General features: G+C 37.4%; 31 protein-coding genes, 1 rRNA gene and 1 pseudogene. 26 read left to right on the top strand and 7 right to left on the bottom strand.

Features of this window, described 5'->3' with window-relative positions:
• Window positions 1-4: 4 nt before the first annotated feature.
• Window positions 5-859, bottom strand: coding sequence for a lipoate--protein ligase family protein (locus ABDZ53_RS07765; protein WP_343755250.1), 855 nt, complete (start codon window positions 857-859; stop codon window positions 5-7).
• Between the two features lie 122 nt (window positions 860-981).
• Between ABDZ53_RS07765 and ABDZ53_RS07760 the strand changes: the two genes are divergently transcribed.
• The 5 genes from ABDZ53_RS07760 (at window position 982) to ABDZ53_RS07740 (ending at window position 4,688) form a co-directional block, all read left to right on the top strand.
• Entirely contained in the window at window positions 982-1,449 is a 468-nt protein-coding gene (locus tag ABDZ53_RS07760) for a YwiB family protein (RefSeq protein WP_343755248.1), read from the top strand.
• A gap of 51 nt (window positions 1,450-1,500) precedes the next feature.
• Window positions 1,501-2,106, top strand: coding sequence for a DNA-directed RNA polymerase subunit delta (rpoE, locus tag ABDZ53_RS07755; protein WP_343755246.1), 606 nt, complete (start codon window positions 1,501-1,503; stop codon window positions 2,104-2,106).
• 521 nt (window positions 2,107-2,627) lie between these two features.
• A complete protein-coding gene (locus ABDZ53_RS07750; RefSeq protein ID WP_343755244.1) occupies window positions 2,628-2,912 on the top strand; it encodes a hypothetical protein in 285 nt (94 codons plus the stop codon).
• 735 nt (window positions 2,913-3,647) lie between these two features.
• A complete protein-coding gene (locus ABDZ53_RS07745; protein ID WP_343755242.1) occupies window positions 3,648-3,959 on the top strand; it encodes a zinc metalloprotease in 312 nt (103 codons plus the stop codon).
• 66 nt (window positions 3,960-4,025) lie between these two features.
• Window positions 4,026-4,688: a hypothetical protein gene (locus tag ABDZ53_RS07740; RefSeq protein ID WP_343755240.1), complete on the top strand. Its 663-nt coding sequence runs from the start codon at window positions 4,026-4,028 to the stop codon at window positions 4,686-4,688.
• An 83-nt stretch (window positions 4,689-4,771) separates the two neighbouring features.
• Here the strand turns inward: ABDZ53_RS07740 and ABDZ53_RS07735 are convergent, their stop codons facing one another.
• Both ABDZ53_RS07735 and ABDZ53_RS07730 read right to left on the bottom strand, forming a co-directional pair.
• Entirely contained in the window at window positions 4,772-5,047 is a 276-nt protein-coding gene (locus ABDZ53_RS07735; protein ID WP_343755238.1) for a hypothetical protein, read from the bottom strand.
• 20 nt (window positions 5,048-5,067) lie between these two features.
• A complete protein-coding gene (locus ABDZ53_RS07730) occupies window positions 5,068-5,646 on the bottom strand; it encodes a helix-turn-helix domain-containing protein (protein ID WP_343755236.1) in 579 nt (192 codons plus the stop codon).
• Window positions 5,647-5,715: 69 nt separating this feature from the next.
• Between ABDZ53_RS07730 and ABDZ53_RS07725 the strand changes: the two genes are divergently transcribed.
• The 4 genes from ABDZ53_RS07725 (at window position 5,716) to ABDZ53_RS07710 (ending at window position 7,645) form a co-directional block, all read left to right on the top strand.
• Window positions 5,716-6,225, top strand: a complete 510-nt coding sequence (locus ABDZ53_RS07725; protein WP_343755234.1) for a matrixin family metalloprotease — start codon at window positions 5,716-5,718, stop codon at window positions 6,223-6,225.
• Between the two features lie 16 nt (window positions 6,226-6,241).
• Complete coding sequence (locus tag ABDZ53_RS07720) at window positions 6,242-6,847, top strand: hypothetical protein (protein WP_343755232.1); 606 nt, start codon at window positions 6,242-6,244, stop codon at window positions 6,845-6,847.
• Window positions 6,848-6,865: 18 nt separating this feature from the next.
• A complete protein-coding gene (locus ABDZ53_RS07715) occupies window positions 6,866-7,330 on the top strand; it encodes a hypothetical protein (RefSeq protein WP_343755230.1) in 465 nt (154 codons plus the stop codon).
• Window positions 7,331-7,435: 105 nt separating this feature from the next.
• Window positions 7,436-7,645, top strand: a complete 210-nt coding sequence (locus tag ABDZ53_RS07710) for a hypothetical protein (RefSeq protein WP_343755227.1) — start codon at window positions 7,436-7,438, stop codon at window positions 7,643-7,645.
• Window positions 7,646-7,999: 354 nt separating this feature from the next.
• Here the strand turns inward: ABDZ53_RS07710 and ABDZ53_RS07705 are convergent, their stop codons facing one another.
• Complete coding sequence (locus tag ABDZ53_RS07705; protein WP_343755223.1) at window positions 8,000-8,398, bottom strand: DUF1275 family protein; 399 nt, start codon at window positions 8,396-8,398, stop codon at window positions 8,000-8,002.
• A gap of 4 nt (window positions 8,399-8,402) precedes the next feature.
• The gene (locus tag ABDZ53_RS07700) at window positions 8,403-8,642 is read right to left on the bottom strand and encodes a DUF1275 family protein (protein WP_343755221.1); all 240 of its coding nucleotides are present in this window, start codon (window positions 8,640-8,642) and stop codon (window positions 8,403-8,405) included.
• 416 nt (window positions 8,643-9,058) lie between these two features.
• On the opposite strand from ABDZ53_RS07700, the gene fba reads away from it, so the two are divergent.
• Complete coding sequence (gene fba, locus ABDZ53_RS07695; protein ID WP_343755219.1) at window positions 9,059-9,916, top strand: class II fructose-1,6-bisphosphate aldolase; 858 nt, start codon at window positions 9,059-9,061, stop codon at window positions 9,914-9,916.
• A 105-nt stretch (window positions 9,917-10,021) separates the two neighbouring features.
• On the opposite strand, the pseudogene ABDZ53_RS07690 reads toward fba, so the two are convergent.
• A pseudogene (locus ABDZ53_RS07690) lies at window positions 10,022-10,242 on the bottom strand (DUF378 domain-containing protein).
• An 87-nt stretch (window positions 10,243-10,329) separates the two neighbouring features.
• On the opposite strand from ABDZ53_RS07690, the gene ABDZ53_RS07685 reads away from it, so the two are divergent.
• The 14 genes from ABDZ53_RS07685 (at window position 10,330) to ABDZ53_RS07620 (ending at window position 23,606) form a co-directional block, all read left to right on the top strand.
• Window positions 10,330-10,749 carry a pyridoxamine 5'-phosphate oxidase family protein gene (locus ABDZ53_RS07685; RefSeq protein ID WP_343755217.1) on the top strand — a complete coding sequence of 140 codons (420 nt, stop codon included), beginning with the start codon at window positions 10,330-10,332 and terminating at the stop codon, window positions 10,747-10,749.
• 102 nt (window positions 10,750-10,851) lie between these two features.
• A complete protein-coding gene (locus ABDZ53_RS07680; RefSeq protein ID WP_343755215.1) occupies window positions 10,852-11,766 on the top strand; it encodes a nuclease-related domain-containing protein in 915 nt (304 codons plus the stop codon).
• Window positions 11,767-12,044: 278 nt separating this feature from the next.
• A complete protein-coding gene (locus ABDZ53_RS07675; RefSeq protein ID WP_343755213.1) occupies window positions 12,045-13,124 on the top strand; it encodes an LLM class flavin-dependent oxidoreductase in 1,080 nt (359 codons plus the stop codon).
• Window positions 13,121-13,687, top strand: a complete 567-nt coding sequence (locus tag ABDZ53_RS07670; RefSeq protein WP_343755211.1) for an NADPH-dependent FMN reductase — start codon at window positions 13,121-13,123, stop codon at window positions 13,685-13,687. The genes ABDZ53_RS07675 and ABDZ53_RS07670 overlap by 4 nt, the downstream gene beginning before the upstream one ends.
• 431 nt (window positions 13,688-14,118) lie before the next feature.
• Window positions 14,119-15,384, top strand: coding sequence for a UDP-N-acetylglucosamine 1-carboxyvinyltransferase (locus ABDZ53_RS07665; RefSeq protein WP_343755209.1), 1,266 nt, complete (start codon window positions 14,119-14,121; stop codon window positions 15,382-15,384).
• A 20-nt stretch (window positions 15,385-15,404) separates the two neighbouring features.
• Window positions 15,405-16,661, top strand: a complete 1,257-nt coding sequence (gene rho, locus ABDZ53_RS07660) for a transcription termination factor Rho (RefSeq protein WP_343755206.1) — start codon at window positions 15,405-15,407, stop codon at window positions 16,659-16,661.
• 189 nt (window positions 16,662-16,850) lie between these two features.
• On the top strand, window positions 16,851-17,105 hold the full coding sequence (locus ABDZ53_RS07655) for a type B 50S ribosomal protein L31 (protein ID WP_343755204.1): 255 nt from the start codon (window positions 16,851-16,853) through the stop codon (window positions 17,103-17,105).
• Window positions 17,106-17,252: 147 nt separating this feature from the next.
• Entirely contained in the window at window positions 17,253-18,344 is a 1,092-nt protein-coding gene (locus tag ABDZ53_RS07650) for a D-alanine--D-alanine ligase family protein (protein ID WP_343755202.1), read from the top strand.
• A gap of 1 nt (window position 18,345) precedes the next feature.
• Window positions 18,346-19,740, top strand: coding sequence for a UDP-N-acetylmuramoyl-tripeptide--D-alanyl-D-alanine ligase (locus ABDZ53_RS07645; RefSeq protein WP_343755200.1), 1,395 nt, complete (start codon window positions 18,346-18,348; stop codon window positions 19,738-19,740).
• 308 nt (window positions 19,741-20,048) lie between these two features.
• Entirely contained in the window at window positions 20,049-21,521 is a 1,473-nt protein-coding gene (cshA, locus tag ABDZ53_RS07640; RefSeq protein WP_343755198.1) for a degradosome RNA helicase CshA, read from the top strand.
• 180 nt (window positions 21,522-21,701) lie between these two features.
• Complete coding sequence (gene acpS / locus ABDZ53_RS07635) at window positions 21,702-22,055, top strand: holo-ACP synthase (RefSeq protein WP_343755196.1); 354 nt, start codon at window positions 21,702-21,704, stop codon at window positions 22,053-22,055.
• Window positions 22,056-22,269: 214 nt separating this feature from the next.
• Window positions 22,270-22,521: a hypothetical protein gene (locus ABDZ53_RS07630; protein ID WP_343755194.1), complete on the top strand. Its 252-nt coding sequence runs from the start codon at window positions 22,270-22,272 to the stop codon at window positions 22,519-22,521.
• 78 nt (window positions 22,522-22,599) lie between these two features.
• Window positions 22,600-22,956: a type II toxin-antitoxin system PemK/MazF family toxin gene (locus ABDZ53_RS07625; RefSeq protein WP_343755192.1), complete on the top strand. Its 357-nt coding sequence runs from the start codon at window positions 22,600-22,602 to the stop codon at window positions 22,954-22,956.
• Window positions 22,957-23,111: 155 nt separating this feature from the next.
• Window positions 23,112-23,606 (top strand): QueT transporter family protein, encoded by a 495-nt coding sequence (locus tag ABDZ53_RS07620; RefSeq protein ID WP_343755190.1) that lies wholly within the window; start codon window positions 23,112-23,114, stop codon window positions 23,604-23,606.
• Between the two features lie 59 nt (window positions 23,607-23,665).
• Here the strand turns inward: ABDZ53_RS07620 and cbpA are convergent, their stop codons facing one another.
• Window positions 23,666-24,304, bottom strand: coding sequence for a cyclic di-AMP binding protein CbpA (gene cbpA / locus ABDZ53_RS07615; protein ID WP_343755188.1), 639 nt, complete (start codon window positions 24,302-24,304; stop codon window positions 23,666-23,668).
• Between the two features lie 139 nt (window positions 24,305-24,443).
• On the opposite strand from cbpA, the gene ABDZ53_RS07610 reads away from it, so the two are divergent.
• The gene (locus ABDZ53_RS07610) at window positions 24,444-25,142 is read left to right on the top strand and encodes an O-methyltransferase (protein WP_425541688.1); all 699 of its coding nucleotides are present in this window, start codon (window positions 24,444-24,446) and stop codon (window positions 25,140-25,142) included.
• Between the two features lie 391 nt (window positions 25,143-25,533).
• Window positions 25,534-25,601, top strand: a 16S ribosomal RNA gene (locus ABDZ53_RS07605); the annotation flags it as partial.

Below are 25,601 nucleotides of genomic sequence, written 5' to 3'. Positions count from 1 at the left end.
TTCCTTACCCATTGGCACTATGGGGAGATGAGGGCAGCATTTTGTTGTTCCGTTTCACCATTTTTTCAAAGCCTTCTTCATAGGCTTTCTGAATAGTCGGAGTCAAGTCTCCTTGAATGAGTTCTATCCCAGCCTTTGTAAAGACGTGCTGGATGTTTTCTTTGGTCTGTTCAATAGTGAGCGGTACGCCAAGCGCTTCTTCCAGAGTCGTCATCACTTCTGGACGAACCGGAGGAAAGTCCCACTTGGTTTCTTTTTGCTTCAATCCTACGTCATAAAACGCCCGAATCATATCAGCCCGTTTTTTCTGGTCCCCGTGAACGCTCAAGTAAATCATAATGGCAATGCCGCCTCTTAGTCGGCGCTGAGCGATTCCGGCAATTTTCTTTCCGTCGATACTTAAGTCAAAGTCACCTGGACAGTAGGAATCGCTGATTTCATAGGCGTGAATCGTTTTTCCATACGAAGCAAAGGCTTCTTGTAAAATGTGATGCATGCGCTCGTATCCTTCATTAATCGACAAACGGGCCTCACCTTCTGGAAAAAAGATAGAAAAATTAAGAACACCCTCATCACTGACGACCGCTAGTCCGCCTGAATTTCGAACCATATAAGCGTAGTCGTATGAAGAAAAGACACGTAAGGCATCATTTAAATAAGGTAATTTCGTATCAAGCATGCCTAATATAATCTGCTTGGATGTTGTCCAGAAATGCATAATCGGTTGCTTTTTTTCTCCCGCTTCCTGAATGAACGCGTCGGTTAGTGCAAAAGGAGAAAAAGGATGCTCTGTATAGGAAGAGGGCAGCTCGTCAAAGAGTAAAAAGGGAGAAGTCGCCTCGTGTAAAAAATCAGTCATTGTGTTCCGTCCTTCGTTATAGTCTAGTGTAGTTTCAGTATACCATGAACAGGTAAAAGGGAAATATAGAATGAGACGTTAGGTGGATTTTATGATAAACTAGTAAAAGTAGGACGTTTAAAATGAAAGTAAGGGAAGGAGCAGCAACTATGCCTTCAAAAGAATTAACGAATGGAATGCCGGCTATTGTCAAAATGGAAACATCTTATGTTCAAAATGGCGAAACGCACCACCATTCCTTTGAAGAAAATGGAAAAGTGGTTTATATGAATAACAGCTATTATATTCGCTTTGAGGAGAACCATGATGGAGAAATGGTTCCGGTCACGGTTAAAATCAATCCAGATGGAGTGGTTAACCTGATTCGTCGTGCAGAAAAGACGATGCGATTAACCTTTAGTAGTGAGCAGGATACAGAAACAAATTACAGAACCCCTGCTGGAATCATGCCTATTCAAGTCGTGACAGAGGATTTACGAGTGAGCTACTACGACCGACCATTTGCTGGACGAGTCTGGGCGGATTATTCCTTATATATGAACCAGCAAAAGCTGGGAGATTACCAATTGCGATTGCGTTTTACCACATAATCGTGTAGGATAAATAGGCTATGAAAGTTAAAAAGAGAGGACGTATAAGTCGTGGAATTAAAGCAATTTGAAGGACAAGCAAAAAACGAATTGGCTATGGTTGATGTAGCGCATGCTATTTTAGAAACGACTGGCGAAGTCATGGATTTTAATGATCTATTGGCAGAAGTCGCTGATTATTTAGAAATGGAAGATGATGCATTAGAAGCAGAAATGCCTCAATTTTACACAGATTTAAATGTAGATGGGCGCTATATTTCATTAGGATCCAATCGCTGGGGACTGCGCAGCTGGTACCCGATTGATTCAATTGACGAAGAAATCACTCATGATAATGATGAAGAAGATGAAAGACCGCGCCGCAGAAAACGACGTCGCAAAGAGTTGGATGACGAGTACGAAAAAGAACTCGGTGAAGAAGATCTGGACGACGAAGATGAGGACGAGGACGAAGAGGAAGACGACGAAATCGTATACGGTCAGCGCGTGGATGTCGATGAACACGGCGTTATGGTGGATGATGACGACGCTAAAGATATCGACGAATACAAAGAAGATCTGGAAGAACTCGGTGACGACGAAGAAGACGAGGATCTGGAAGGTCTGACTATCGTGGATGACGAAGAAGTCCTGATAGACGAAGAGGAAGAAGAATAGACTTCACTTAACTCAATCAAATAAATAAGAGACCTTTTCTGGAGATAACTTCTAGAGGAGGTCTCTTTGCTATTTAGCTGAGACTCTCTCTCAATCAGCTCACTGAAATAATATGATTGAGTTAATTGAGCTAAGCCTATCTCACTCAACTCATGAGGTAAAGTCAACCGAGTTAATGGAGCTAAGCCTATCTCACTCAACTCATGAGATAAAGTCAGCCGAGTTAATGGAGCTAAGCCTATCTCACTTAACTCATGAGATAAAAACAATCGAGTTAATTGAGATGGATAATAAGTGTCGTGATTAATTCTAATTTGTGCATATTACTAATCCATTCAAGCCACAACATAATTAAAGTTAAAAAGGAGACCTTATACCGATTTTGGCTTAAGAGTAGGTATTCTTCCAAACATGAAGAGTGTTTAAAAAGTATTGCTTTCAAACTGTATTAAAGAATATAATGTAAACGATATCAATAGAGCGTTTTTAAAATCCATTATATTAATTAAAGGAGCAAAAAAATGGAAAAAAAGATACATACGTATTTGCTTTTAATCAATGCACTCATTCTCCTGGCTGTTTTGTTTGTGTTAGTCAACAAAGAACCTGTATATGTTGAGTCACAGTCGACTGAGTACAATCCTGGAACCACTTTTGAACCAGTTCAGATAGGGGAAGGAATCATAGCCGTCATAGATACTGAGATATCCTCCAGCAGTTACGGAGAATTATTCGTATTGGAATACGATGCTGAAACGCAATCTTTTAATCGGATTAATCAGTATGATATCTTTGCAGATGAATAATGACATTTTTCAATAAACAGAGTATTACAAAACAAGTCTACTGAATAAATACTGTATTCAGTAGACTTGTTTATAGTATATCGATAGTAAGAAATAACTGTCGGTTTACACTACCATTTTAGCACATTAAGGATAGCTGTGTGATAATGGAGATGAAGGAACCTATATACTAATAGAGGGTAACCACCATGGTTTTTTTAATTTATTTTATCTCCATTAAATGGAGTGTTTTTAAAGGAGTTGTTGGATCTGTAGAGTAGTCGTAGCAATCTAAAGGAGGAGATAAATCTAATACTGTTAAAGAAAATGCATTGATATTCAACAAACTAAAACGGTTAATGAGCTTAGACATAACTTTTTTGAAGAGTAACAACTGAAGAGGTAATGGAACCGTAATTTATAATACGAGGAGGAATTCAAATAAAGAGAAGAAAATTTTTTAATGTAGTAGGAATAATTACTGCGATAATTATTATTTATTTTGGATACCGTCAACGTCAAATAGGCATTAGTGAGTTTAATATTACTACAGGGGGAAGAGGATTTTTTATACTAGGTTCTGTATCTTTGATTATTCATGCTTATTTCTTGATAAAGGAAGAATGAACTTGATTGTACTATCATAGTAGGATATTAAAAATATAAAAAGTATTCAAAATTTAAAGATTGAATTTTCATGATAGAGCTGTATATGTTCTTCAGCGATTAATAATGGTTTCTTACAGGTTGATACTTTTGACAACTGAGATACATCACAAAAAAGCGAATAACGTCTCTAATGGGATTGGGTTTACGCGAACATACTCTGCTTTAGCTAGTACAGTCTTTTTAGTTCATGAATCAACTTCAACAGACGATTGGGTAGGCTTTTGGAGAGGCAATTTGAATGGAGGCGACCTATATCTTCACTTACGAAATATGAATAATTTTAACTTTACAACAGCAGAAAAAACTAAAGTTGCCTTGCATGAGGTTGGACACGGTCTTGGACTGAAGCACCAAACCCTTGTAGCAATTAGTGTCATGCCACAAGGAGAAGAGCAATGAATGACTATAGTGATTTAGATAAAAGAAATTTAAGATTTTACTATGGTAATTAGGAGGATGCGGACAGTGAAAACCTTATTATTGGTGTTTGGAGTACTGCTCTTAGTCGCCTGCGATGATAATCTTGAAAATGATAGTGATACACCAGTAGAAAATGAGATAAATAGCTCAGAAGAAGTAGACTTATCGGATGGATTACCAAAACATATGAAAATTTCTCAAGAATTTGACATGCATGCTGATTTCAATCTACCTGAGGATTTGCGCGAACTTGAAGAAAATGCAGAAGAGATCGTTAAAGTTTCCCCAATTGAAATTATAGAATTAGGTAAATATATAAATTCAAAAGAATTTTATGACAGCACGCTAACAGAAGTTGAGATACTAGAAACCTATTCTGGAGGACTTAAAGAGGGGCAAACCGTTACTGTTTCTGAGCCCTATTATTTATATAATAATGAGGTGGAAACTATTGAGAATTACGTGCCAATGGATATGAAAAGTGACTATATTTTATTTTTATATAAAAATAATTCAGGAACCTATACTATTTCTTCGTTAGGATATGGTAAATACAATTTAAACATATCATCTATAAGTGAAAAACCAATACAAACATTTAACACGGTCAATGAAATTATGGAATTCGGATTTATAGCTGAAAATGATGAAGAGGCTATACATTATAATGAACTTCGCAACGAGGTAATAAGTGAATATGCGAATTAACGTTTTTAGAAAGATTAAAAGAATGATGAATCTTCTAGCCTGTTTATTGAATCTACAGTCTAAAAGATTCATCAATTATTGTTCTAAAAATCCATATAATTACCTTTTAACTTTTTTGAGGTAATATGCTTTACTTCTTTTTCTAATTCTTTTCTTAAGTTCTCATTTTGAGTTGCTTCGAGCAAGTTATATCCTTCATCATACCATTTAGAATAATCAGTTTTATCCAACAGCTCATGCAGCAACCCTTTACGAACATAACAGACAGCAAGATACATAAGATAATTTTTCTCTAAACAGGTGTAGATTAGTTCATCAATTGTATCAAGAGCAGCCTTATAATAATATTCATTAATCAAATGAAGACTTAAGTTTAATTTTATATTAATGGATAAATTCGCAACACCCCTAAACCAGAATATTTGTCTAATTTACTTAATGCCAACTCAGATATGGAAAGGGCAGTAGCTGGAGGGAATATAAATAAGATATTATTAATGAGCTGGATATCATATAAATACCAATTATCATATTTCTCCAAGCGCTTCCAAATCGGCGCAACTTTTTCTTTCGCTTTCTCGTAATCACTGTCTTCCGCAATGAAAAGCAATGCTTCAAATACAGATAGGAGCTCTTTTTCCTTCGTAGTAGGTTTTTGTATACTATTTAATTCAGCTATGTATTTTGAAAGCAGCTGTTTGTCGTTATATTTTAGCTTATTTAAATAGTTTCGTTTCTTTACAGGTTTATTGGAGTACTGATTATTAATATAAACAAACTCTTCTAAGGACATATCTAAACGATCGAGAATTTCAAGCATTTTTGTAAATGAAATTTCAATCGTGCCATTTTCTACTTTGGAATAATTCGACTGTGACATAATACCATCTGCCATTTGCTTCTGGGATAAAGCAAGCGCTTTACGGATATCACGCAATGAATTTCCGATATTTTGCATGAAGATAGCTTCCTTTTATTCATATATAACTATTATAAATCATTTTAGCATTCACATGCTATATTATAAGTGAAGAAAAAAATTGTCTTAGCTATTCTCACTGTCCTATCTGTAAACCCAAAAGAGGTATCTGGCGCCAGAAGGGAAGCTGATGCTTTCAGACACTTGTTAGTTTATCCAAATAGTTCTTTTTGGTATGACAATACAGTAGTGGGAACTCACAGCAGTGCGTTTACTCATGCAATAAGTCGTTCTAATAATATAAATGGTCTAACTATACATCGAACAACGAATCGGTCGTCAGCAACAATTATTGCTAATACGTCCTATATCAATTACGATTGGTTTGGTTACTGGGAAAGACAATCAGATGCTCACTATGTCTATATTTCTGAGCCTCAGACGAGAGGTTTTAGTACTAATCAATATCGTTGGGTTGCACTTCATGAAATAGGACATGCGCTTGGACTTGTTCATCAAAAAAATAATGTAGATAGTGTGATGAAGGAATCGGATGGGCCCTATTCTTATAGTAATTTTCCACAACTTGATCGTGACAATTTAAATTGGGCTTATTAGAGAGGAGAATATACTTATGCGTATAATAAAATTATTGCTAATACTAGTCACAGGAATGATATTCACTGCCTGTTCCACTGAATCGGGTGATGAATTATTGCATGAAGATACACCGCTATCCGAAAACACCTTCAGTGCAGCCTATCCTGTACCGGAAACTCTTACTGAAATAGAAAATCAATCAGAACAAGTTTTAAGGGTTAAAATGTTAAATGTAGAAGAATATGGAGAGCTTAGCGAAGACGGTACATTAACAGCTACTATAACTGAGTTGGGAGTACAAGATGTTCTTTCAGGGACATTGTCTAAAGGCAATAAAATTAAGGTCAGTGAACCTTATCATTTCAATTTAGGCTCTTTAACAATAATAGGGAATTATTTACCAATGGAACGAGAAGAAGAGTACATAGTCTTTCTGTCTAACTTTGATGGAGAAACATGGATGATTGACTTTATGGGATTCGGAAAGTACTCATTAGATAAGAGTGTGAGTTCTGATCCACTAGAATCGTTTGATACGTATGCTGAGATACAGGAATTTGGTTTTGTATCAGGTGAAGATGAAATAGGGACACGCTATACAACAATTAGAAATGAAGTTTTAGATAAGTACCTACAGTAAAATAAATGAGGGTTTTAAATGTACACAATTGAAGATTTACTTGAGAAGTATAAGGATAGAATTATAGTGAAGTATAAGGAAAAGGCATTATCGGAAGTACTTAAAGACCTTGTAGATGTTGAAGAAGTAGATTATGAATGTTTACTAGCAAAACACCGTAATGTAATAGAAAATAGTATGGGACTCTCGAAAGGTGAAGGAGATACTGATAAGAATTTACATTTTTATAAAATCATTAGAAATAAAAAGAGTGAAATGTATTATGAGGAGGCTGAAAAAAATAATGATAAGCTATACAAACTGTATTTTGATGAATTAACAGTCGTGGTTATTTTTGATGATAAAAAAGGAATACAACAAACAAACAGCAATTTATTACACAGAGACTGTATTATACACAAGGGAGTAACAAAAGAAGACATTCAATATAAAAGTGACTATTTGTTTCACTATTTATCTCATCTTACTGCATGGGATTTATAATGTTTTGGGTTAAAAGATAGATATTACTTTGTATTATATTAAATAATAGGCTATATTCCTCACACGGAAGTATTGTTAATTGTTTGGAGAGGAGATAAAAAGAGATTGAATCATAATAAAGTCGAAATAGATGTGGTATATAAAGATAACTATATCGAAGTTTTCACAGTTGACTATAAGGATATGCACGATCTCTTAATGGCCTTAATAGACGACCAACAAAAAAACTTTATTATTGGGAATAAAACTTTATTTAAAAAAGACTTAAATGGAGTAGGTATAGCTAATCATGGTCTTGGGTTTAATTTTTTTTGATATAGATTTTGAATAAGTGGGAAAGGGAACTTATTATGAACACAACCATGATAATGATAAGGAAGAACACGAAAGATTTAAAAAAGAAGTCTTTGAAAGATATGCAGAGATGCTTGAAGATTATTAGCCCAATAATTAAATGAACCTTCATGGATAGCCGCAACTTATCCGTGAAGGTTCTATTCATATCTTTAGAACAGTAATGAAATCTCCAGGCTGTTTATTCAGTTTTCAGACTAGAGTTTTTGTATCTGTCTATTAGGAAGGAGGAAGAATAGAGTAGGGACACTGCCTGTTCCATTGAATCGGCATGTTTCAATAAAAAGTAAAGGTCCGGCTACACTTATAATAAACCTATCTCTCGCCAAACCGGTAGGCCCATAAACTTAAGAAGAGGATGAGGAAGATAAAGGTCAATGTAATAATTCGTCCATATAAAAGATAAATAAACATCTGGATAAGGACACCTAAAATATATGAAACTAAATTCTTCGTCAGATAAATCGCTTGTTTTTTACTAGATGATTTTTTTCTGAATAGCCAGTAACTCAGTTCGTTTGCTAAGCTAGTCATCAAACCTGTCATCATAGTGATGGTTCCAATATATCCATGATTATCTAGAGTCATGGAACAAATAATCCCCATTGCAAAAGACAAGATAGGCACGATTGCCGATTCCAGTACAGCTGGGATCCATAGCAAAGCAATTAAACCGGCAACAGCCAGATAACCCTGCCAATATTTATAAGACATTTTTTCAGTCAGTTTTCCATAATAAGCCCCCTGTCACTAAACAGCCTAGAAAATAACTAATAATAGCCACAGCGGGTAAAAGGATTAAGCTCCATTCCTGATTGGCTGCGTGCATACTGGCGCGTGTTAAGTTTCCCGTATGCAAAGTGAGCATCGATCCGACTGAGACGAGCATACCTGCATTCAAAAAACCGCTGAGGAACCTAGCCATGTATATCCACCAATTCCATTTGTTGTTCGTCATGATATGTCTCCTTCTGCGCTAAGAAATGATTAAAATTAATTAGGTCTTATTTATTCTTCATTTCTTTTCCTTTTAATTGAACCATAGTCTATAAATCATTGCCACAATATCAGTTTACCGACTTAAAATTAATCAAAAGTAAAAGAACAATATTCAGAGAGAAACGAAAAAGAACCGAGAGCCTCGACATGATTACATTAAAATGAATAGAACTTTAGGAAAGAATGATTCATAGAGTGAGAAAAAAATGATAAACATCTAAATTAATCCTTATTTAAAGCGTTTTCATTGGAAACTATAGCTGTAGTGAGGTTTTTTCACTAGTTTTATTGTGAAGTTTTGTATATAATAAAGACGATGCCGGAAAGGTGACTTTCTGGTTAAAAGTGCGTTATAAATATGAGGAGGCAATACAAATGAGTCGTTTAGTAAGTATGACAGATATGTTGAACAAAGCGTTAGAAGAAAAATACGCTGTAGGTCAGTTCAATATCAATAACTTAGAATGGACACAAGCTATTCTACAAGCAGCACAGGAAGAAAAATCTCCAGTTATTTTAGGTGTTTCTGAAGGTGCAGCTAAGTACATGGGCGGATTTAAAGTCGTTTCTGCTATGGTTAATGCATTACTTGAAACAATGGACATCACTGTTCCTGTAGCCTTACACTTAGATCACGGTTCTTCTTTAGAAACAACAACAGCTGCAATCAATGCGGGATTCTCATCCGTTATGATTGACAACTCTAAATTCCCAATTGAAGAGAATATTGCGGCAACACGTCAAGTTGTTGAGTATGCTCATTCAAAAGGTGCTTCAGTAGAAGCGGAAGTAGGAAGTGTTGGAGGAGAAGAAGACGGCGTAACAGGTGGCGTTATCTATGCGGACGCTCAAGAATGTTTACGTATGGTACAAGAAGCTAAAATCGATGCTCTAGCAGCCGCTTTAGGTTCTGTACACGGTGATTACGATGGAGAACCAAAATTAGGCTTCGACGAAATGAAAGAAATCTCTGAATTGACAGGTGCACCATTAGTTTTACATGGTGGTTCTGGTATTCCTACTCACCAAATTAAAAAAGCCATTGAATATGGTCATACAAAAATCAACGTGAACACTGAGTTACAGCAAGTTTGGACTAGACGTACACGTGAAGTGATTGCCAACGACGAAAAAGTTTACGATCCACGTAAAATTATCGGTCCTGGTAAAGAAAACATTACTGAAACAACAAAAGCCAAAATGAGAGAATTCGGTTCTTCAAACAAAGCTTAATTAAAAAATATAAAGGCACAGTTAAACAGCCTTGAGACATAAAGAGCACTTCCTTAACATGACAGGTTATGTCATCAGGAAGTGCTCTTTTTTTGGAAAAATGGTCTATCTTGTCGTACGGGTGTCTCTATCATTTGACGTAAAGAAACTGAAGAACCGCAGACACCATAATGCGCTGAGTCCGACTAAAACATAGACTATTCTAGATAATAGTGTCATGTCTCCAAATAAGGTAGCAACCAAATCAAATCAAAAAGTCCGACAAGTAACCAATTTAAACCACCAACGATTAAGAGAACAAGTGCGACTATATCAACTGTTTTCATCTTGTCACCTCCTTTTTGTTTGTTTTCTTAAAACAGGTGTGACATATTTATTGTGATAGGAATTCATTAAGCGAAAGGAAGAGACAAATGGCAGATGCACGTGGTAAAGCGTTAAAAATAATCGAAAAAGATAACATTGGTGTCATGGCAACGGTGTCGGCTACCAAGCCGGTAGCGCGATATATGACGTTTTATAATGAAGGTTTCATTCTCTATACGATAACCGACAAGCGCACATCAAAAGTGGAAGATATCGAAGCGAATCCGAATGCTTTTGTATTGCTGGGGTATGAAGAAGGGCTGCTGAATAAGAATTTCGTTGAAATCGAAGCAAAAGTGTCCATGACGGATGACCAGTCCCTGATTGATCATTTATGGAGCTCCTATATGAATGCCATATTTGATGGCAAAGACGACCCGAATATTTTAATTTTGAAATTAACTCCAGAAAAAGTGAGCTTAAGAGGCACCAAAAATACCGAAGTAGAATCCATCGATTTAACTTAATCAGTCTGACGAGCACTTCCTTATCACAAGGAAGTGTTTTTTGTTTTCTGAAAAAATGATTTTCAGATTATTTGGGTAATATATATAGTAAGGAGTGATGAAATGGAAACCGTGCGACCACTTGAAAAAACAAACCTTCATAAAAGTTTAGATGTACTGGAAGCAAGAATGTCTTTGGAGAACACAATCAAGCAAGATCGGTCAAACCTCCAAAAAGGATACGAAGGCGAACAAACCTTTCAAACTTTTTTAGAAAAAAGACACTCTACTGACGGATTGGTTTTAAATAATGTAATGCTGGAAGTGAGAGGGAGCCCCATACAAATAGACTCTTTAGTCATTGCGCCCGACACCGTCTATTTATATGAAATCAAAAACTACAGTGGAGAATATAAAATGGAAGACGGAATATTGTATACACTGTCTGGCTTCGAAGTTGACAATCCAATAAACCAGTTGGAACGCACCCAGTCCCGCCTACGCCAATTGTTTCAACAGTGGCGTGTGAACATAAAAATAGAAGCGAGTATTATTTTTGTGCATCCGCAGTTTGTTCTTTATAACGCAAACCCTAAACATCCGATTGTGCTGCACGCACAAATAAATAAGCATTTAGATAAAATAAATTCAAATGGTTTGCCATTATTAAAGTGGCACCGACAACTAGCTAACAAACTCATTGCGTCCATAATAGAAGAAGGGTCTTATCAAAAAAAGACACCCTCCTATACATATGAAGAATTAGATAAGAAAGTAGGATGCGTCAAGTGTCTTTCGTGGGATGTTCGCTTAACTCAGAGGTCCTTTACATGTTCAGCCTGTCATTACAAAGGAACGATAGAAGAGCTCGTGCTTCAGCAAGTGGAAGATTTCAGGTTACTCTTTCCAGATAAACGAGTTACCCGAAACAGTATTCACAATTGGTGCGGCGGAGTGATGCCTCCCAAGAAAATTCAACAAATCTTGAGCCGAAATTACACAAAAAGGGGAAATACGCTTGGAACATATTATGAATAAGGTCCACTCGCTGAAAATAATCCATTGACTAGTCACTATTTAGCTATATAAGGCACACTCACTCAATGCTCTCATAGCGAGTGGTCGTTATAAGTGAATATAAGGCCTACTCAGTATAGAAATAATATTGAGTGGTCCCTATAGCTGAAATGGCTCACTATAAAAAAGCATTTAAAGTTAAAAACCCACTATAATCCAGCACAACACTTACTTTTAGTTAGCTGATTATGTATACTGTATAGATAGACTACTGAATATGATGAGAGAAGGATGCTTATATGGGAATGGAAGAGTACCGCATAAATGAAAAGAATGGATTAGAGTTTGGGTTATATACTTTAGGGGACCATTTAACGAACCCGCACACAAATAAACGTATTTCAGCTCAACAACGTCTTCAAGAAATTATCGAGATGGCTAAATTAGCTGAAGAAGCAGGAATTGACTTGATAAGTGTAGGGGAAAGCCATCAGGAGTACTTCACTACACAAGCGCACAGTGTGGTGTTATCTGCGATTGCTCAAGCGACTGAGAAAATAAAGGTGAGCAGCTCATCTACGATTATTAGTACCTCCGATCCGGTAAGAGTTTTCGAAGACTTTGCGACCATTGATCTGCTGTCCAACGGCCGTGCAGAAATTGTGGCTGGTCGTGCCTCACGAGTCGGTTTGTTTGAACTGCTCGGTTATGACCTTAGAGATTATGAAGAATTATTTGAGGAAAAATTTGAGTTATTACTGAAAATAAACAAAGAGGAAGTCGTTAATTGGGAAGGAGAATTCCGAGCCCCACTTAGAGAGGCTAAAGTATTGCCTCGCCCGTTAAATGGAACCTTGCCGATTTGGCGAGCTGTTGGAGGAACCGTAGCCAGTGCGATGAAAGCCGGATACCAAGGGGTTCCAATGTATCAAGCTATGCTTGGTGGGCCCGTGACTTTATTTAAACGATCCATTGATGCGTATCGGGAAACGTTGAAGGACTCAGGTTTCAACCCAGCAGACTACCCTGTTGCCACAGCTGGATTTTTCTATGCTGCTGAAACGACTCAGCAAGCTCAAAGAGAATTCTATCCTCACATTAATGAGGGGATGAAGCGTACCAATGGCAGAGGCTTTCCAAAACAAGCCTTCGCTCAAGGCGCTCACCCTCACAACGTTATGAATGTAGGAAGTCCGCAGGAAATCATTGAAAAAATACTTTACCAGCATGAAGAATTTAACCACCAGCGTTATATTGCTCAAATGGAATTCGGTGGAGTCCCTTTCGATAAGATAATGAAAAATATCGAAATCATCGGAAATGATATTTTACCTGCCATTAGAAAACACACCAGAAAAGATGAAGGAGAGTCTGTATGAAAATCGTTGTCCTATCCGGATCGACTATTGGAAGTAAAACTAGAACGGCTATGAATCAAGTCATGAAAACTATTGAAGAAGAAAACCCAGAAGCAGAAGCGACCCTCATAGATTTAGCCGACTATGACCTGGTTTTCAGTGACGGAAGAGATTATAGAGAATACAAAGGAGACACACAATACGTAGCTGAAACTATTATGGATGCCGATGCGCTTATCGTGGGGACTCCTATATTTCAGGCTTCTATACCAGGGGCGTTGAAAAATGTGTTTGACCTCTTACCCCAAGATGGATTGAGAGATAAAGTAGCTTCCATACTGGTAACGGCAGGATCTACGCGTCACTATTTGATAGCCGAAACTCAACTAAAACCTATTTTAGCTTATATGAAAGCACAAATAGTCCAAAGCTATACCTTTTTAGATGAAAGGGACTTTTTCCGAAAAGAAATAGTCAATGATGATGCCTTCTTTAGAATTGAAAGGCTGGTTGAAGATACTATCGTCCTTACTCAGACGTATAAAGAAATAAGGGAAGCCAAAGAAGCAGAGTATGACTTTTAAATAAAGCTAAAGCAGGTTATTCAACAAAAGGATAACCTGCTTTACTATCGTCTGTTAAAAATTAATGAATAGAAAGTGACAATCCCTTATCATTCACTATTTATTCATTGTATTTATACTGGCTATTGTTTATACTATTGGTAGTATTATTGAACTAACTGTATAAACGCTTAATTTTTATAAAAAAGTGTTCATACTCATCTATAACTATTCATCTACATCTGTATTCTTCAGCTAAGGGCAAGTAAGCCCCCATTCGCCTTGACAAAAAACCCTGAATCTTATGTTTAAAAGCTCCTATATGAAAAAACGTGACCCAAAAAGGCGGACAATTAAATAACAGATGTATTATGTTTGGATAAGCAGAAAATTAGCCGACTGATGACACTTACAAGTTGACAAGGAACGTATAAAAAGTGAGGACTATATAAATGACTAAAAAATTAATTGTAAATGGCGGGCGTGAGTTATCTGGAGAAGTGACTATTTCAGGTGCAAAAAACAGTACCGTCGCTTTGATACCCGCTTCTATTATCGCTGACTCCCCAGTTACTTTAGAAGGTGTACCAGATATCTCTGACGTACACTCGTTGATTGAAATACTAAATACGATGAATGTAAAAACAACTTTCGAAGGAACCACGTTAACGATTGATCCAACTGAAATGGTTTCCGTACCGATGCCAAGTGGAAAAATTAAAAGCCTGCGTGCGTCTTATTATTTCATGGGTGCTTTATTGACGAAATTTGGACAAGGCGTTGTTGGTTTACCTGGTGGATGTTTCCTAGGGCCGCGCCCGATTGACCAGCATCTAAAAGGCTTTAGAGCACTTGGAGCAACAGTTGAAAACGAAATGGGAGCGATGTATTTAAAAACTGATGAAGACGGCTTACAGGCCGCTCGCATCTACTTTGACGTCGTCTCTGTCGGAGCCACGATTAATGTTATGCTCGCAGCTGTTAAAGCTAAAGGCCGAACAATTATTGAAAATGCTGCCCGTGAACCTGAAATTATTGATGTGGCTACACTCCTCAATAATATGGGAGCGAAAGTCCGGGGAGCCGGTACAGATGTGATTCGTATCGATGGAGTGGATGAAATGCACGGCTGCCGTCATACAGTGATTCCGGACCGTATTGAAGCTGGGACTTATCTAATTATAGCTGCGGCAAAAGGGAAAGATGTCGTCGTGAACAACGTCATTGTTGAACACCTGGAAGGATTAGTAGCGAAGATGGAAGAAATGGGTGTGCCAATGGAAATTGGTGAAGATTACGTTCGTGTGACTAAGCCAAGCCGTCCATTAAAAGGCGTTTCTATTAAAACCCTGCCATATCCTGGATTTGCAACTGATTTGCAGCAGCCCTTTACGCCTTTACTCATAAGTGCACAGGGAGAATCGATGATAGTGGATACGATTTATCCTAAGCGCGTGAAACACATTCCAGAGCTTATACGTATGGGCGCAAAAGCCCAGGTGGAAAGCGATGTTATTTTGATTGAAGGCCGTCATAAACTAGAAGGGGCAGAAGTAGAAGCCAGTGATTTACGAGCCGGTGCCTGCCTTGTCATAGCTGGATTAATCGCTGAAGGCGAAACAGTGATTGGTGGGGTAGATAACATATTAAGAGGCTACGATAACATTATCGACAAATTAACAGATCTGGGTGCCGATATTTATATGGAGGACAGATAAGGATAGGGGATTAGATTGCAGTGGCTAACATATTAACCTATGAAGAGTTACAAGAAAAAACGTTAAAAGAAATTTATGAACACGCTAAACGATTGAGCATACCTTATTACAGCCAAATGAACAAAAAAGAGTTGTCATTGGCTGTTATTCGTGCGCAAGAAGAAAAGCAAGGATATTTTCAAGTGAGTGGTGTGCTGGATAAGCTGGGTACCCAAGACTTTGGATTCTTGCGCCCAATTAACTATTCTCACAGTAATGAAGATATATATATATCTGCTTCGCAAATGACCCGATTTGGTTTGAGAAACGGAGATAAAATTACCGGAACGGCCAGACCACCTAAGTCAGGTGAAAGATATTACGGACTCATGAGTGTAAGGTTAGTTAATGGAAAAGACCCGGAAGAAGCGAGAGAGCGCCCTCACTTCCCAGCTTTAACCCCTCTTTATCCGGACAAACGGATTAATTTGGAGTCATCTAAGGAAGAGCTATCCGCGCGCATTCTTGACTTGATCTCTCCGATTGGTTTTGGCCAGCGTGGACTGATTGTGTCTCCTCCTAAAGTAGGAAAGACGACTTTGCTTAAAGAAATTGCAAATGGAATTAAAACAAATCATCCAGATGTCGAATTGATTGTACTATTAATAGACGAACGTCCAGAAGAAGTAACGGATTTGGAAAGAAGCATTGATGGAGAAGTGGTTCATTCAACATTTGACCAACAACCTCAAAATCATGTGAAAATCAGTGAACTGGTTCTTGAAAGAGCGCGTCGATTAGTCGAAGACAAACGAGATGTCGTTATTTTAATGGACAGTATCACACGATTAGCTCGGGCTTATAACTTAGTAGAGCAACCAAGTGGCCGTACATTAAGTGGAGGAATTGATCCGGCTGCGTTATATAGACCGAAACGATTTTTCGGTTCAGCGCGTAACGTTGAAGAAGGCGGAAGCTTAACGATTGTTGCGACAGCATTAGTGGATACAGGAAGTCGAATGGACGATGTCATTTACGAGGAGTTCAAAGGAACAGGAAACATGGAAGTGCACTTGTCCCGTGAATTAGCTGAACGTCGTATCTTCCCTGCTATTGATATTAAACGCTCAAGTACTCGTAAAGAAGAAATGTTACTCACGAAAGAAGAGTACGAAGCCGTCTTTAAACTGCGAAGAGGCATGCGAAACGATTCATTAGAGTATACCGATCAGTTTATCAAAACACTGAAACGCTATGGTAAAAACGAAGCTTTTGTAAAAAAAGTTTTAAAACAATAAAAAATATCGGATAAATGATTGCATAGATAAAAAAATCATGCTAATATATAGAATGTTGCACATATAAGAAACAAGATAGAAAAGACGACTCGGATAGTAGTATTCCACTCGTTCATTCTATCTTTAAAGAAGCGTAAAGATAACTATGGAATCGCAGAGATTTCATGGCAATTAAGGAGTGAAAAGAGAATGAAACAAGGAATTCATCCAGAATATCGTCAAGTTGTATTTATGGATACAACGACAGGATATAAATTTATTTCAGGTTCAACTAAAACATCAAGCGAAACAGTAGAATGGGAAGACGGAAACGAGTACCCATTAATTCGTGTTGAGATTTCATCAGATTCTCACCCGTTTTACACTGGACGTCAAAAGTTTGCTCAAGCAGACGGACGTATCGACCGTTTCAACAAAAAATACGGTTTGGCAGACGAAGAATAAGACGATTAAAAACTCTGGATTTATTCCAGAGTTTTTTTATTTGCCTATAATTAAAATGGTTTTAGTTGTGAGATGTAGAAAGTATGCTAAAATAAGAGTATCTTTTTATCATTTTGCATTTAAACTATAGAACCGTAGGAGGCAGACATGAACTTATACTTAATATACGGAGGGAAAAGTGCTGAGCACGACGTTTCTCTCAAATCAGCCTATTCTATTTTACAAATTATTTATTATGATTATTACAGTGTCATCCCCGTTTACATAACCAGAGACGGGCAGTGGCTAAAAGGAAAAACGATTGAAACAAAAGAGCAAGTTCCAACAAAAGAAGAGTTACATCAAATAGATCAAAAAGAAACCTTTATTTTCAATGAAATGATGGAAGAAGAAAGTGTGGCATTCCCAGTCTTACACGGACCAAATGGTGAAGACGGGACGGTTCAAGGCTTATTTGAAGTGTTGGACATTTCTTATGTAGGCGCAGAATTGCTAACAAGCGCTGTGGGGATGGATAAAATAATGAGCAAACGAATCTTTAAAGATGCCGGTTTACCTGTGTTACCGTTTGAAGAAGTCAGACTAAAAGAATGGACACTCGATCCTCAAGAAGTTATGACTCGAGTGGAGGCAGACATGAACTACCCACTCTATGTGAAACCCGTTAATATGGGTTCAAGTGTAGGAGTAACTAAAGCTGACAACAGAGAAGAACTCGAATTGGCTATTACTCTGGCATTTGAGTATGATTCTCGAATCATGATAGAAAAAGGAGAAGAAGTGAGAGAGATTGAAGTGGCACTCTTAGGTAACGAAGACATTCATACATCTGTTCCTGGAGAATTAGTGAAACACAAATCCTTTTATGATTACGAAGATAAATACCTGAACGATAAAGTCATTCGTCAAGTGCCAGCTGATATATCTGACGAATTAACCAAGGAGCTCAGACAGCTAGCCGTCAAAGCCTTTCATGCAATCAATGGAAGTGGCGTCTCCCGCGTCGACTTTTTCTTAACCGAAGATAACCGTGTCTATATTAATGAAATCAATACTTTCCCCGGCTTTACTCAAAACAGTATGTACCCAAGAGTATGGGCTAAAACGGGCCTGCCTTATGCTGACTTGATTGAAGAAGTGATACAATTAGGGATTAGACGCTACAAAGATAAAAAACAAATGACGACACAAAGAAAAGATATAGACGATATTGATTTAGAAGAAGAAAAGGAGCAATAAAATGCCGAAGTGGACAGTAGAAGAAATAGCTAAAGCGACATCAGGAACAGTACACCATGCTAAAGGACAAGAAACGGTCGGCGGAGTCTCTTTTGACACAAGAAAAATTAAAGGGGGGAATCTATTTGTCCCCCTTATAGCCGAAAGAAATGGCCATGAATTTATACAATCGGCCATTGAAAAAGGAGCCGTTGCAGCCTTCTGGAGCGAACCGTTAGAAGAGGCGCCTAAAAATATAGCAATTATACAAGTAAAAGACACCCTCATTGCCTTTCAAGCCTTTGCAAACTATTATTTGAATAAAATAAACCCGAAAGTCATTGGAGTAACGGGCAGTAACGGAAAAACGACAACCAAAGATATGGTCGCAGCGATCGTTTCCGCCAAATATAAGACACATAAAACAGTCGGTAACTTTAACAACGAAATCGGCTTGCCGCTCACCATTTTAGAAATGGATGAAGCAACTGAAGCCATCGTCCTTGAAATGGGAATGAGTGGAAAAGGAGAAATCCAAGAGTTGTCTCACATCGCCCAACCGGATATAGCCGTTATTACTATGATTGGCGAATCGCACATAGAATTCCTAGGGTCACGAGAAGCCATTGCAGAAGCTAAACTCGAAATCATTGAAGGCATGCAGGAAGGGACTTTAGTCTATTCCGGCGAAGAGCCTCTACTAAAAGAAAGAGTTGAAAAGCCGGAAACAAACCGCTTTCTGTCAAAAAAACGAACCTTTGGAAGAAGTGCCGAATCAGAACTTTACCCGATTAAAGTAGAAGCGAAACTAAAAGAAACCCATTTTACAACCAATCGCACACCAGAACTCACTTGTATATTGCCGATTCCCGGCATTTACAATGTTCAAAATGCATTAGCTGCCTTATTAGTAGGTGAAGAACTAGGCATTGAAGTGCCAGAAGCTTATGAGCAACTCTCTCATTTTGAACTGACTAAAAATAGATTGGAATGGAAACCGGGTTGGAATGGTTCGACTCTATTAAACGATGCGTATAACGCCAGCCCCTCGTCGATGAAAGCTGTTTTGCGTTATTTCCAAGACATTACTGTCCCTAAACGTAAAGTAGTTGTATTGGGAGATGTTTTAGAACTGGGAGACCAATCTAAAGACATGCATCGAAGCATTCGGGAAGCCATCGATCCAGAAAAGCTAGATCAGCTGGTGTTATATGGAGAAGAAATGACTGTATTATATGATGAGTTAAAACCAGCTATGACTGAAAAAAGCTTACGTCATTTTAAGGGTGAGAAAGAGCCATTGATTGCTTTTCTTAAAGACTTCTTACAGCCAAAAGATACTGTTTTGCTTAAATCCAGCTTTAGTACAGGCTTATTAGAAGTTGTGTCGAAGTTAAGTCAGGGCGAAAAAGAATAAAACGTATTCATTTTTCGCTGTAATGAAAATAAGTTGAAAACGTGACACGCCCGTGTTATGCTATCACTTGGAATACGAAATATTCGTTTGTATATGATAAAACTTAAAATTAAATACTGAGTCAAGTTAACTGTCCCACCCTGGTGTACCGCATCGAAAGCTTCAGATACGTTGTACGCGAGGGTCTTTCTTTAAAGATAAGTTGGGCACTGTTCGTTAAGAAAAATGTTCTCTCTATTATTAGAGTGAAATCACCCTTGGCTCATAAACGAATATTAGCTAAGGAAAATAATAGGAGGAAACATTTTTTGAAATTTAATGAACTAGATTTAATACCAGAATTACTAACAGCAGTTAAGAACATGGGGTTTGAAGAAACAACGCCTATCCAGGCACAGACAATCCCGTTAGCTTTAGAAGGAAAAGACGTTATCGGACAAGCACAGACAGGTACAGGTAAAACAGCCGCATTCGGTTTACCTATGCTTCAAAAAATTGACTTGTCAAACCGTGTCGTGCAAGGGTTAGTTATTGCGCCTACACGTGAGTTAGCCATCCAAACACAAGAAGAGATATTCCGCTTAAGTAGAGAAAAAAGAGCGCGTGTCACCTGTGTATATGGTGGAGCTGATATTGGCAGACAAATTAAACAAATTAAAAATGGTGCTCAAATTGTTGTTGGAACACCAGGACGTATGCTTGATTTAATTAGACGTAAAGCATTGAAACTAAACCAAGTTGAAACACTTGTATTAGACGAAGCAGATGAAATGCTTAACATGGGATTCATTGAAGATATTGAATCGATTATCAGTGAAGTGCCAGAACAACGTCAAACATTACTATTCTCAGCAACCATGCCTGACCCAATCAAACGCATTGCTGAACGATTCATGAAACAACCAGAAACGGTTCGCATTAAAACTAAAACATTATCAGCTGCAACCATTGACCAGTACTTTACAAAAGCCAGAGATAATGAAAAATTCGATATCATGACGCGCTTAATTGATGTTCAAAATCCTACTTCAGCTATCATGTTTGCTCGTACGAAAAAACGTGTAGATGAACTGTCTAAAGGATTAGAGATGAGAGGATACGTTGCGGAAGGCATTCACGGCGATTTGACCCAAGGTAAGAGAATGAGTGTCTTACGTGACTTTAAAAAAGGTGCGATTGATATCCTAGTCGCAACAGACGTGGCAGCCAGAGGGTTAGACGTAAGTGGATTAACGCACGTGTATAACTATGACATTCCTCAAGATCCAGAAAGCTATGTTCACCGTATCGGAAGAACGGGCCGTGCTGGAGAAGAAGGAGTATCCGTGACCTTTGTAACACCAAGCGAAATGGGTTATTTGCGTACCATCGAGAACTTAACCAAGCAACCAATGACTCCTCTTCGTCCACCAACCAATGACGAAGCTCTAGAAAGTCAATTGCAAACAGCTATGACTGATATTGAAAAGTCCATTGAAGAAAATGGCCTGGCTAAATATCAAAACGCAGCAGAAAAATTGTTGAGCTCTTACTCAGCTGAAGATTTAGCCGCAGCCTTGGTTAAATCCATGGTAAAAGATCCGACAGAAGTACCTGTACAAATCTCACCGCAACGTCCACTTCCTAACAAAGATAGAGGACGCAAAGGCCGAGGTAAAGGAAAAGGGAACTACTCTAACAAGAGAAATTCAAATCGCGGTGGTAACAGAAACTACAGCGGAAAAAAACGTTCCGGTGATAAAGGCGGACGCCGCTCGAATCGACGTTCAAACAAAAGCTAACTCGTTTTAAATCAAAAATCGGTATTCATCTGTCTTATATGAGAATTTCATACAAGATGGTTGGATACCGTTTGTTTTTTTATATAGTAATTAAATGACATTATTTTTTGAATCTGTTAATATTAAACAAGTAGCTGATTATTGATCTGTACTTTCCGTGTTGAGAATTGAGGAATAACGATGATAGTAGGTATAGGGTTAGATGTTGTAGAAATAGGGAGAATAGAAAAAGCGTACATAAGACGGAATACGTTTGCTGAACGTGTTTTAACTGAAAATGAACTAGAGCTATTTACCAGCTTAACAGGGAAGAGACAAATAGAATTTCTGGCTGGACGTTTTTCGGTTAAAGAAGCTTTTTCTAAAGCGCTAGGAACGGGTATTGGGAAAGTGACCTTTTTGGATATCGAAGTATTGCCTGATAACTTGGGGAAACCCATTTGTACGAAGTCACCTTTTGAAGGAAACGTTTGGGTATCTATTTCTCACACCGATTCACTGGCGATTACGCAGGTTATTTTAGAAAGAAACTAGCGTAATAGAGAGCGGAAAGTTTGTTCAGTCAAAGATTTGTCACAAAGTCGAGTTTAAAACATATGCCTTTCATGATAAACTGACAGATAAGGACAGGTAGTACACCTTTTCTTATGGTGTAGTTTATTCATTAGCAACGCTTCTGAATTAATTGGTCAATAAAGCTATGATACCTGTAGCTTAAAAGAAGCAATATTTTTTGGAGGGCATAATCATGAAACAGCAGCACGGTAAGAAAATGATTATTGAATTAGATCAATCAGTTTACGAAGAATTTAAAGAGTACTGTACAGATGTAGATATTGAGCAGTCAGAATTTATGTCTGAGGTTGTTCAGTGCTTTATGAAAGATATGATGAATAAAATGGATGCCATGAGGAAAGGATATGAAGAAATGGGTCATATTAATTTGGAAATTTGTTCTGAATTTGATGGCTGCGAAAGTGAAGTACATTCTCATGTCTAAAAAGGTTTATTTGGTTTGAACGTGATAAGTCAAATCAAACTGAACTGATCCAAAAGGCGCCTTCGAGGAGGAAAGCCTATGGTTAAACGTGGAGATATATTTTACGCTGATTTATCACCGGTAGTAGGGTCAGAACAAGGCGGGATGCGCCCGGTCCTGATTATCCAGAATAATGTAGGAAATAAATACAGTCCGACCGTTATTGTGGCAGCTATTACGACTAAAATTGAAAAAGGTAAAATGCCTACGCATGTTGAGGTGGGTTCAGAAAAAGGATTAGAAAAGAATTCTGTCATTTTACTCGAACAAATACGCACTATTGATAAGCAGCGATTAAAAGATCAAGTCACACGTCTTGACAACGGGACAATGGAGTTAGTGGATGAAGCACTCGCCATTAGTGTGGGTCTGTCCAGTAAGTATAGACATATATAATTTTTTAAATAAACAGAGTAGCTTTGGCTTATGCCGAAGACTGCTCTTTTTTTGTGGTTTGAAGTTAAAGGATAAACATGATAAACTAGACAAGTTGTTGAAAATGACCGTGGTTCGAAAGCGCCAACCCACGATATAAAAACTAGGAGGAAAAAATGAAAACCAAACAATGGATACTTAATGCCATAATAGGAGCCCTTTATACAGGGATCACTCTACTTATTGCTCCAATGGGATTTGGAGCTGTACAATTTCGCTTATCAGAAGTTTTAAACCATCTGGCTGTTTTTAATAAAAAATATGCTATTGGTGTGAGCGTTGGAGTTGTATTGACTAATCTGATTTTGTCACCCTTTGGTATATATGACTGGGTACTAGGAGTAGGCCACACGTTGCTGTCTTTCCTTGTCTTTTTCATCTTAACTAAATACGTTAAGTCGCCAGTTAAGAAAATGATTATCAATACTATAGTCTTCTCTGTTCTGAGCTTCATGATAGCCATCATGTTAATACTCATCGGTGCGGAAGAAGTGTTCTGGATTACTTACCTGACCGTCTTTTTAGGTCAATTTATTACAATGGGGCTGGGAATACCCCTCATGCTTTATTTAGATAAAAAATTAAATTTCAACAAGCAAATGGAAAAATAATAAAACACGGCGCAAAAAAGCACTGCTCATTTTTACTGGAGCAGTGCTTTTCTTAGATTTTATCCGTTTTGTAAGTCTTCGACTTGGACAACTTTAAATCCTCTACGATCTAAGTATTTGGATATTTCATCTACAGTTTTGGCAGAAACACCAGGTTCTAAAGTCATGATTGTTCGTCGAACATTATTTTCACGTTGAATATCTAATGTAATACAACTCATTATAGAACAATAACGGTTGATTCCTCGAGAGATATTTGCTAAATCTCCTTTTTGTCCAGGCGATGCAATAGTCAACACGTAACTCCCTTGATCAATACTCCAAGATTGTTGCAATAGATCAATTAAAGAACTATGTGTTAAAATACCATAGAAATTATTGTTCTCATCAAGGACTGTAATGTAAGGTAAGTCTTTAATCATGAAAAAGATTTTAAAGAATGAAGAGGTAATGTGCACATACTTAGTGGCATTCTTTAATAGGTGAGTAACAGGAAGATCCATGTCACCACCACCGGCTTTATGGCGATAGATGTGCATTTTGTAAATGTTACCACGGAAAATTTTCCCGCTTTTGTCCAGAACTGGCACACAACGGTACCCTGTTTCTTCTAATAAAGTAATGGCTTCTTGTAAAGTAGCTACTTCTGAAATAGTTGTTACGGTGCTTTTAGGCAAAGATAGTTGTTTTATTAACATAATTGATACTCCTTCTCATCAAAATTTCATTATATCATAATTTATTATACCAGATTTACACTTGGTAAAGTAGAGTATTCCAAGTAAAATAAAGAAAAATTAACTAAGAAAGGATATAAAAATGAGGAAGTTAAACGAAATGATGGATAGACCCGTTATAAACTCAGATGTAAGAGATTATTTAAGAACAGAACAAAAACAACTAAGTGGACGCTTAGGTACCATTCAAAAAGAAGCAAATGAAAAGAGGGTCCCTGTTATCCCTCACGAAACCGTTGCGTTTTTTAATTGGCTACTGCCATTGCTTCAACCTAAAAACGTCGTTGAGGTAGGAACTGCTATTGGGTTTTCAGCAGCATTATTATCAGAAAAAATACATCCAGAGGGTCATGTATCTACTATAGAGAGAAATCCAGATATGATTGAGAAAGCTAAAAAGAACTTCAAAGACTTAGGATTAGAAGATAAAATCACTTTACTTGAAGGTCAAGCAGAGGATAAGTTAAAAACTTTTGATGATGAGTCCATTGATTTTATTTTTATGGATAGTGCTAAAGCGAAATATTATGACTTTTTTCCAGACTGCATTCGAATTTTGAAAAAGGGTGGTGTGTTAGCAGTTGATGATGTTTTACAGGGTGGCACAATTTTAGAGGATGACAAAGATATTCCAAGAAGACGCAGAAAAATACATCGCAAATTGAATGATTTTTTAGAAGTTGTATTAGATCATCCTGCTTTGGATTCTACAATATTACCTCTGGGAGATGGTCTGTTGATGATCACTAAAAAAGAAGAAGCGGACTTTGATTTTATGAGACCGGAAAAATCAGAATAAAAAGCGATGCAAAAACATTGATGTTATAGCTTTTGTAAAATTCTTTTTTAAAAATGTAAAATAACTGTTGACGAAAATAGAAAAGCTTGGTAAAGTAATACTCGTTGTTGATTAACAGCAACCAAAGCTTTTCTTTCGAGTCAAAAATGTTTTCAAAACTTTTTTTGAAAAAGTGTTGACACAGAATTGAAAACAATGTAATATATTATAAGTCAGCAACATTTCTTCTTCAAGAAGAGTTGAGTTGATTTAAGAGATAGATCTTTGAAAACTGAACAAAGTAAAACAACCAAATGTGCAGGGGTCTTCGGTTCAATTATTGGATCGAGACAACTATAGAGTTAACAAGGTTAACTCGCAATTTTTAAATGAGCTATTCAAACTTAAACATTAAATTGAGAGTTTGATCCTGGCTCAGGACGAACGCTGGCGGCATGCCTAATACATGCAAGTCGAACG

Origin of the sequence: Alkalibacterium iburiense (assembly GCF_039521845.1) — a bacterium.
Classification (GTDB): Bacteria; Bacillota; Bacilli; order Lactobacillales; family Carnobacteriaceae_A; genus Alkalibacterium; species Alkalibacterium iburiense.
Note: the sequence above shows the minus strand (reverse complement) of the source record. Positions and strands in the feature narration are given on the sequence as shown.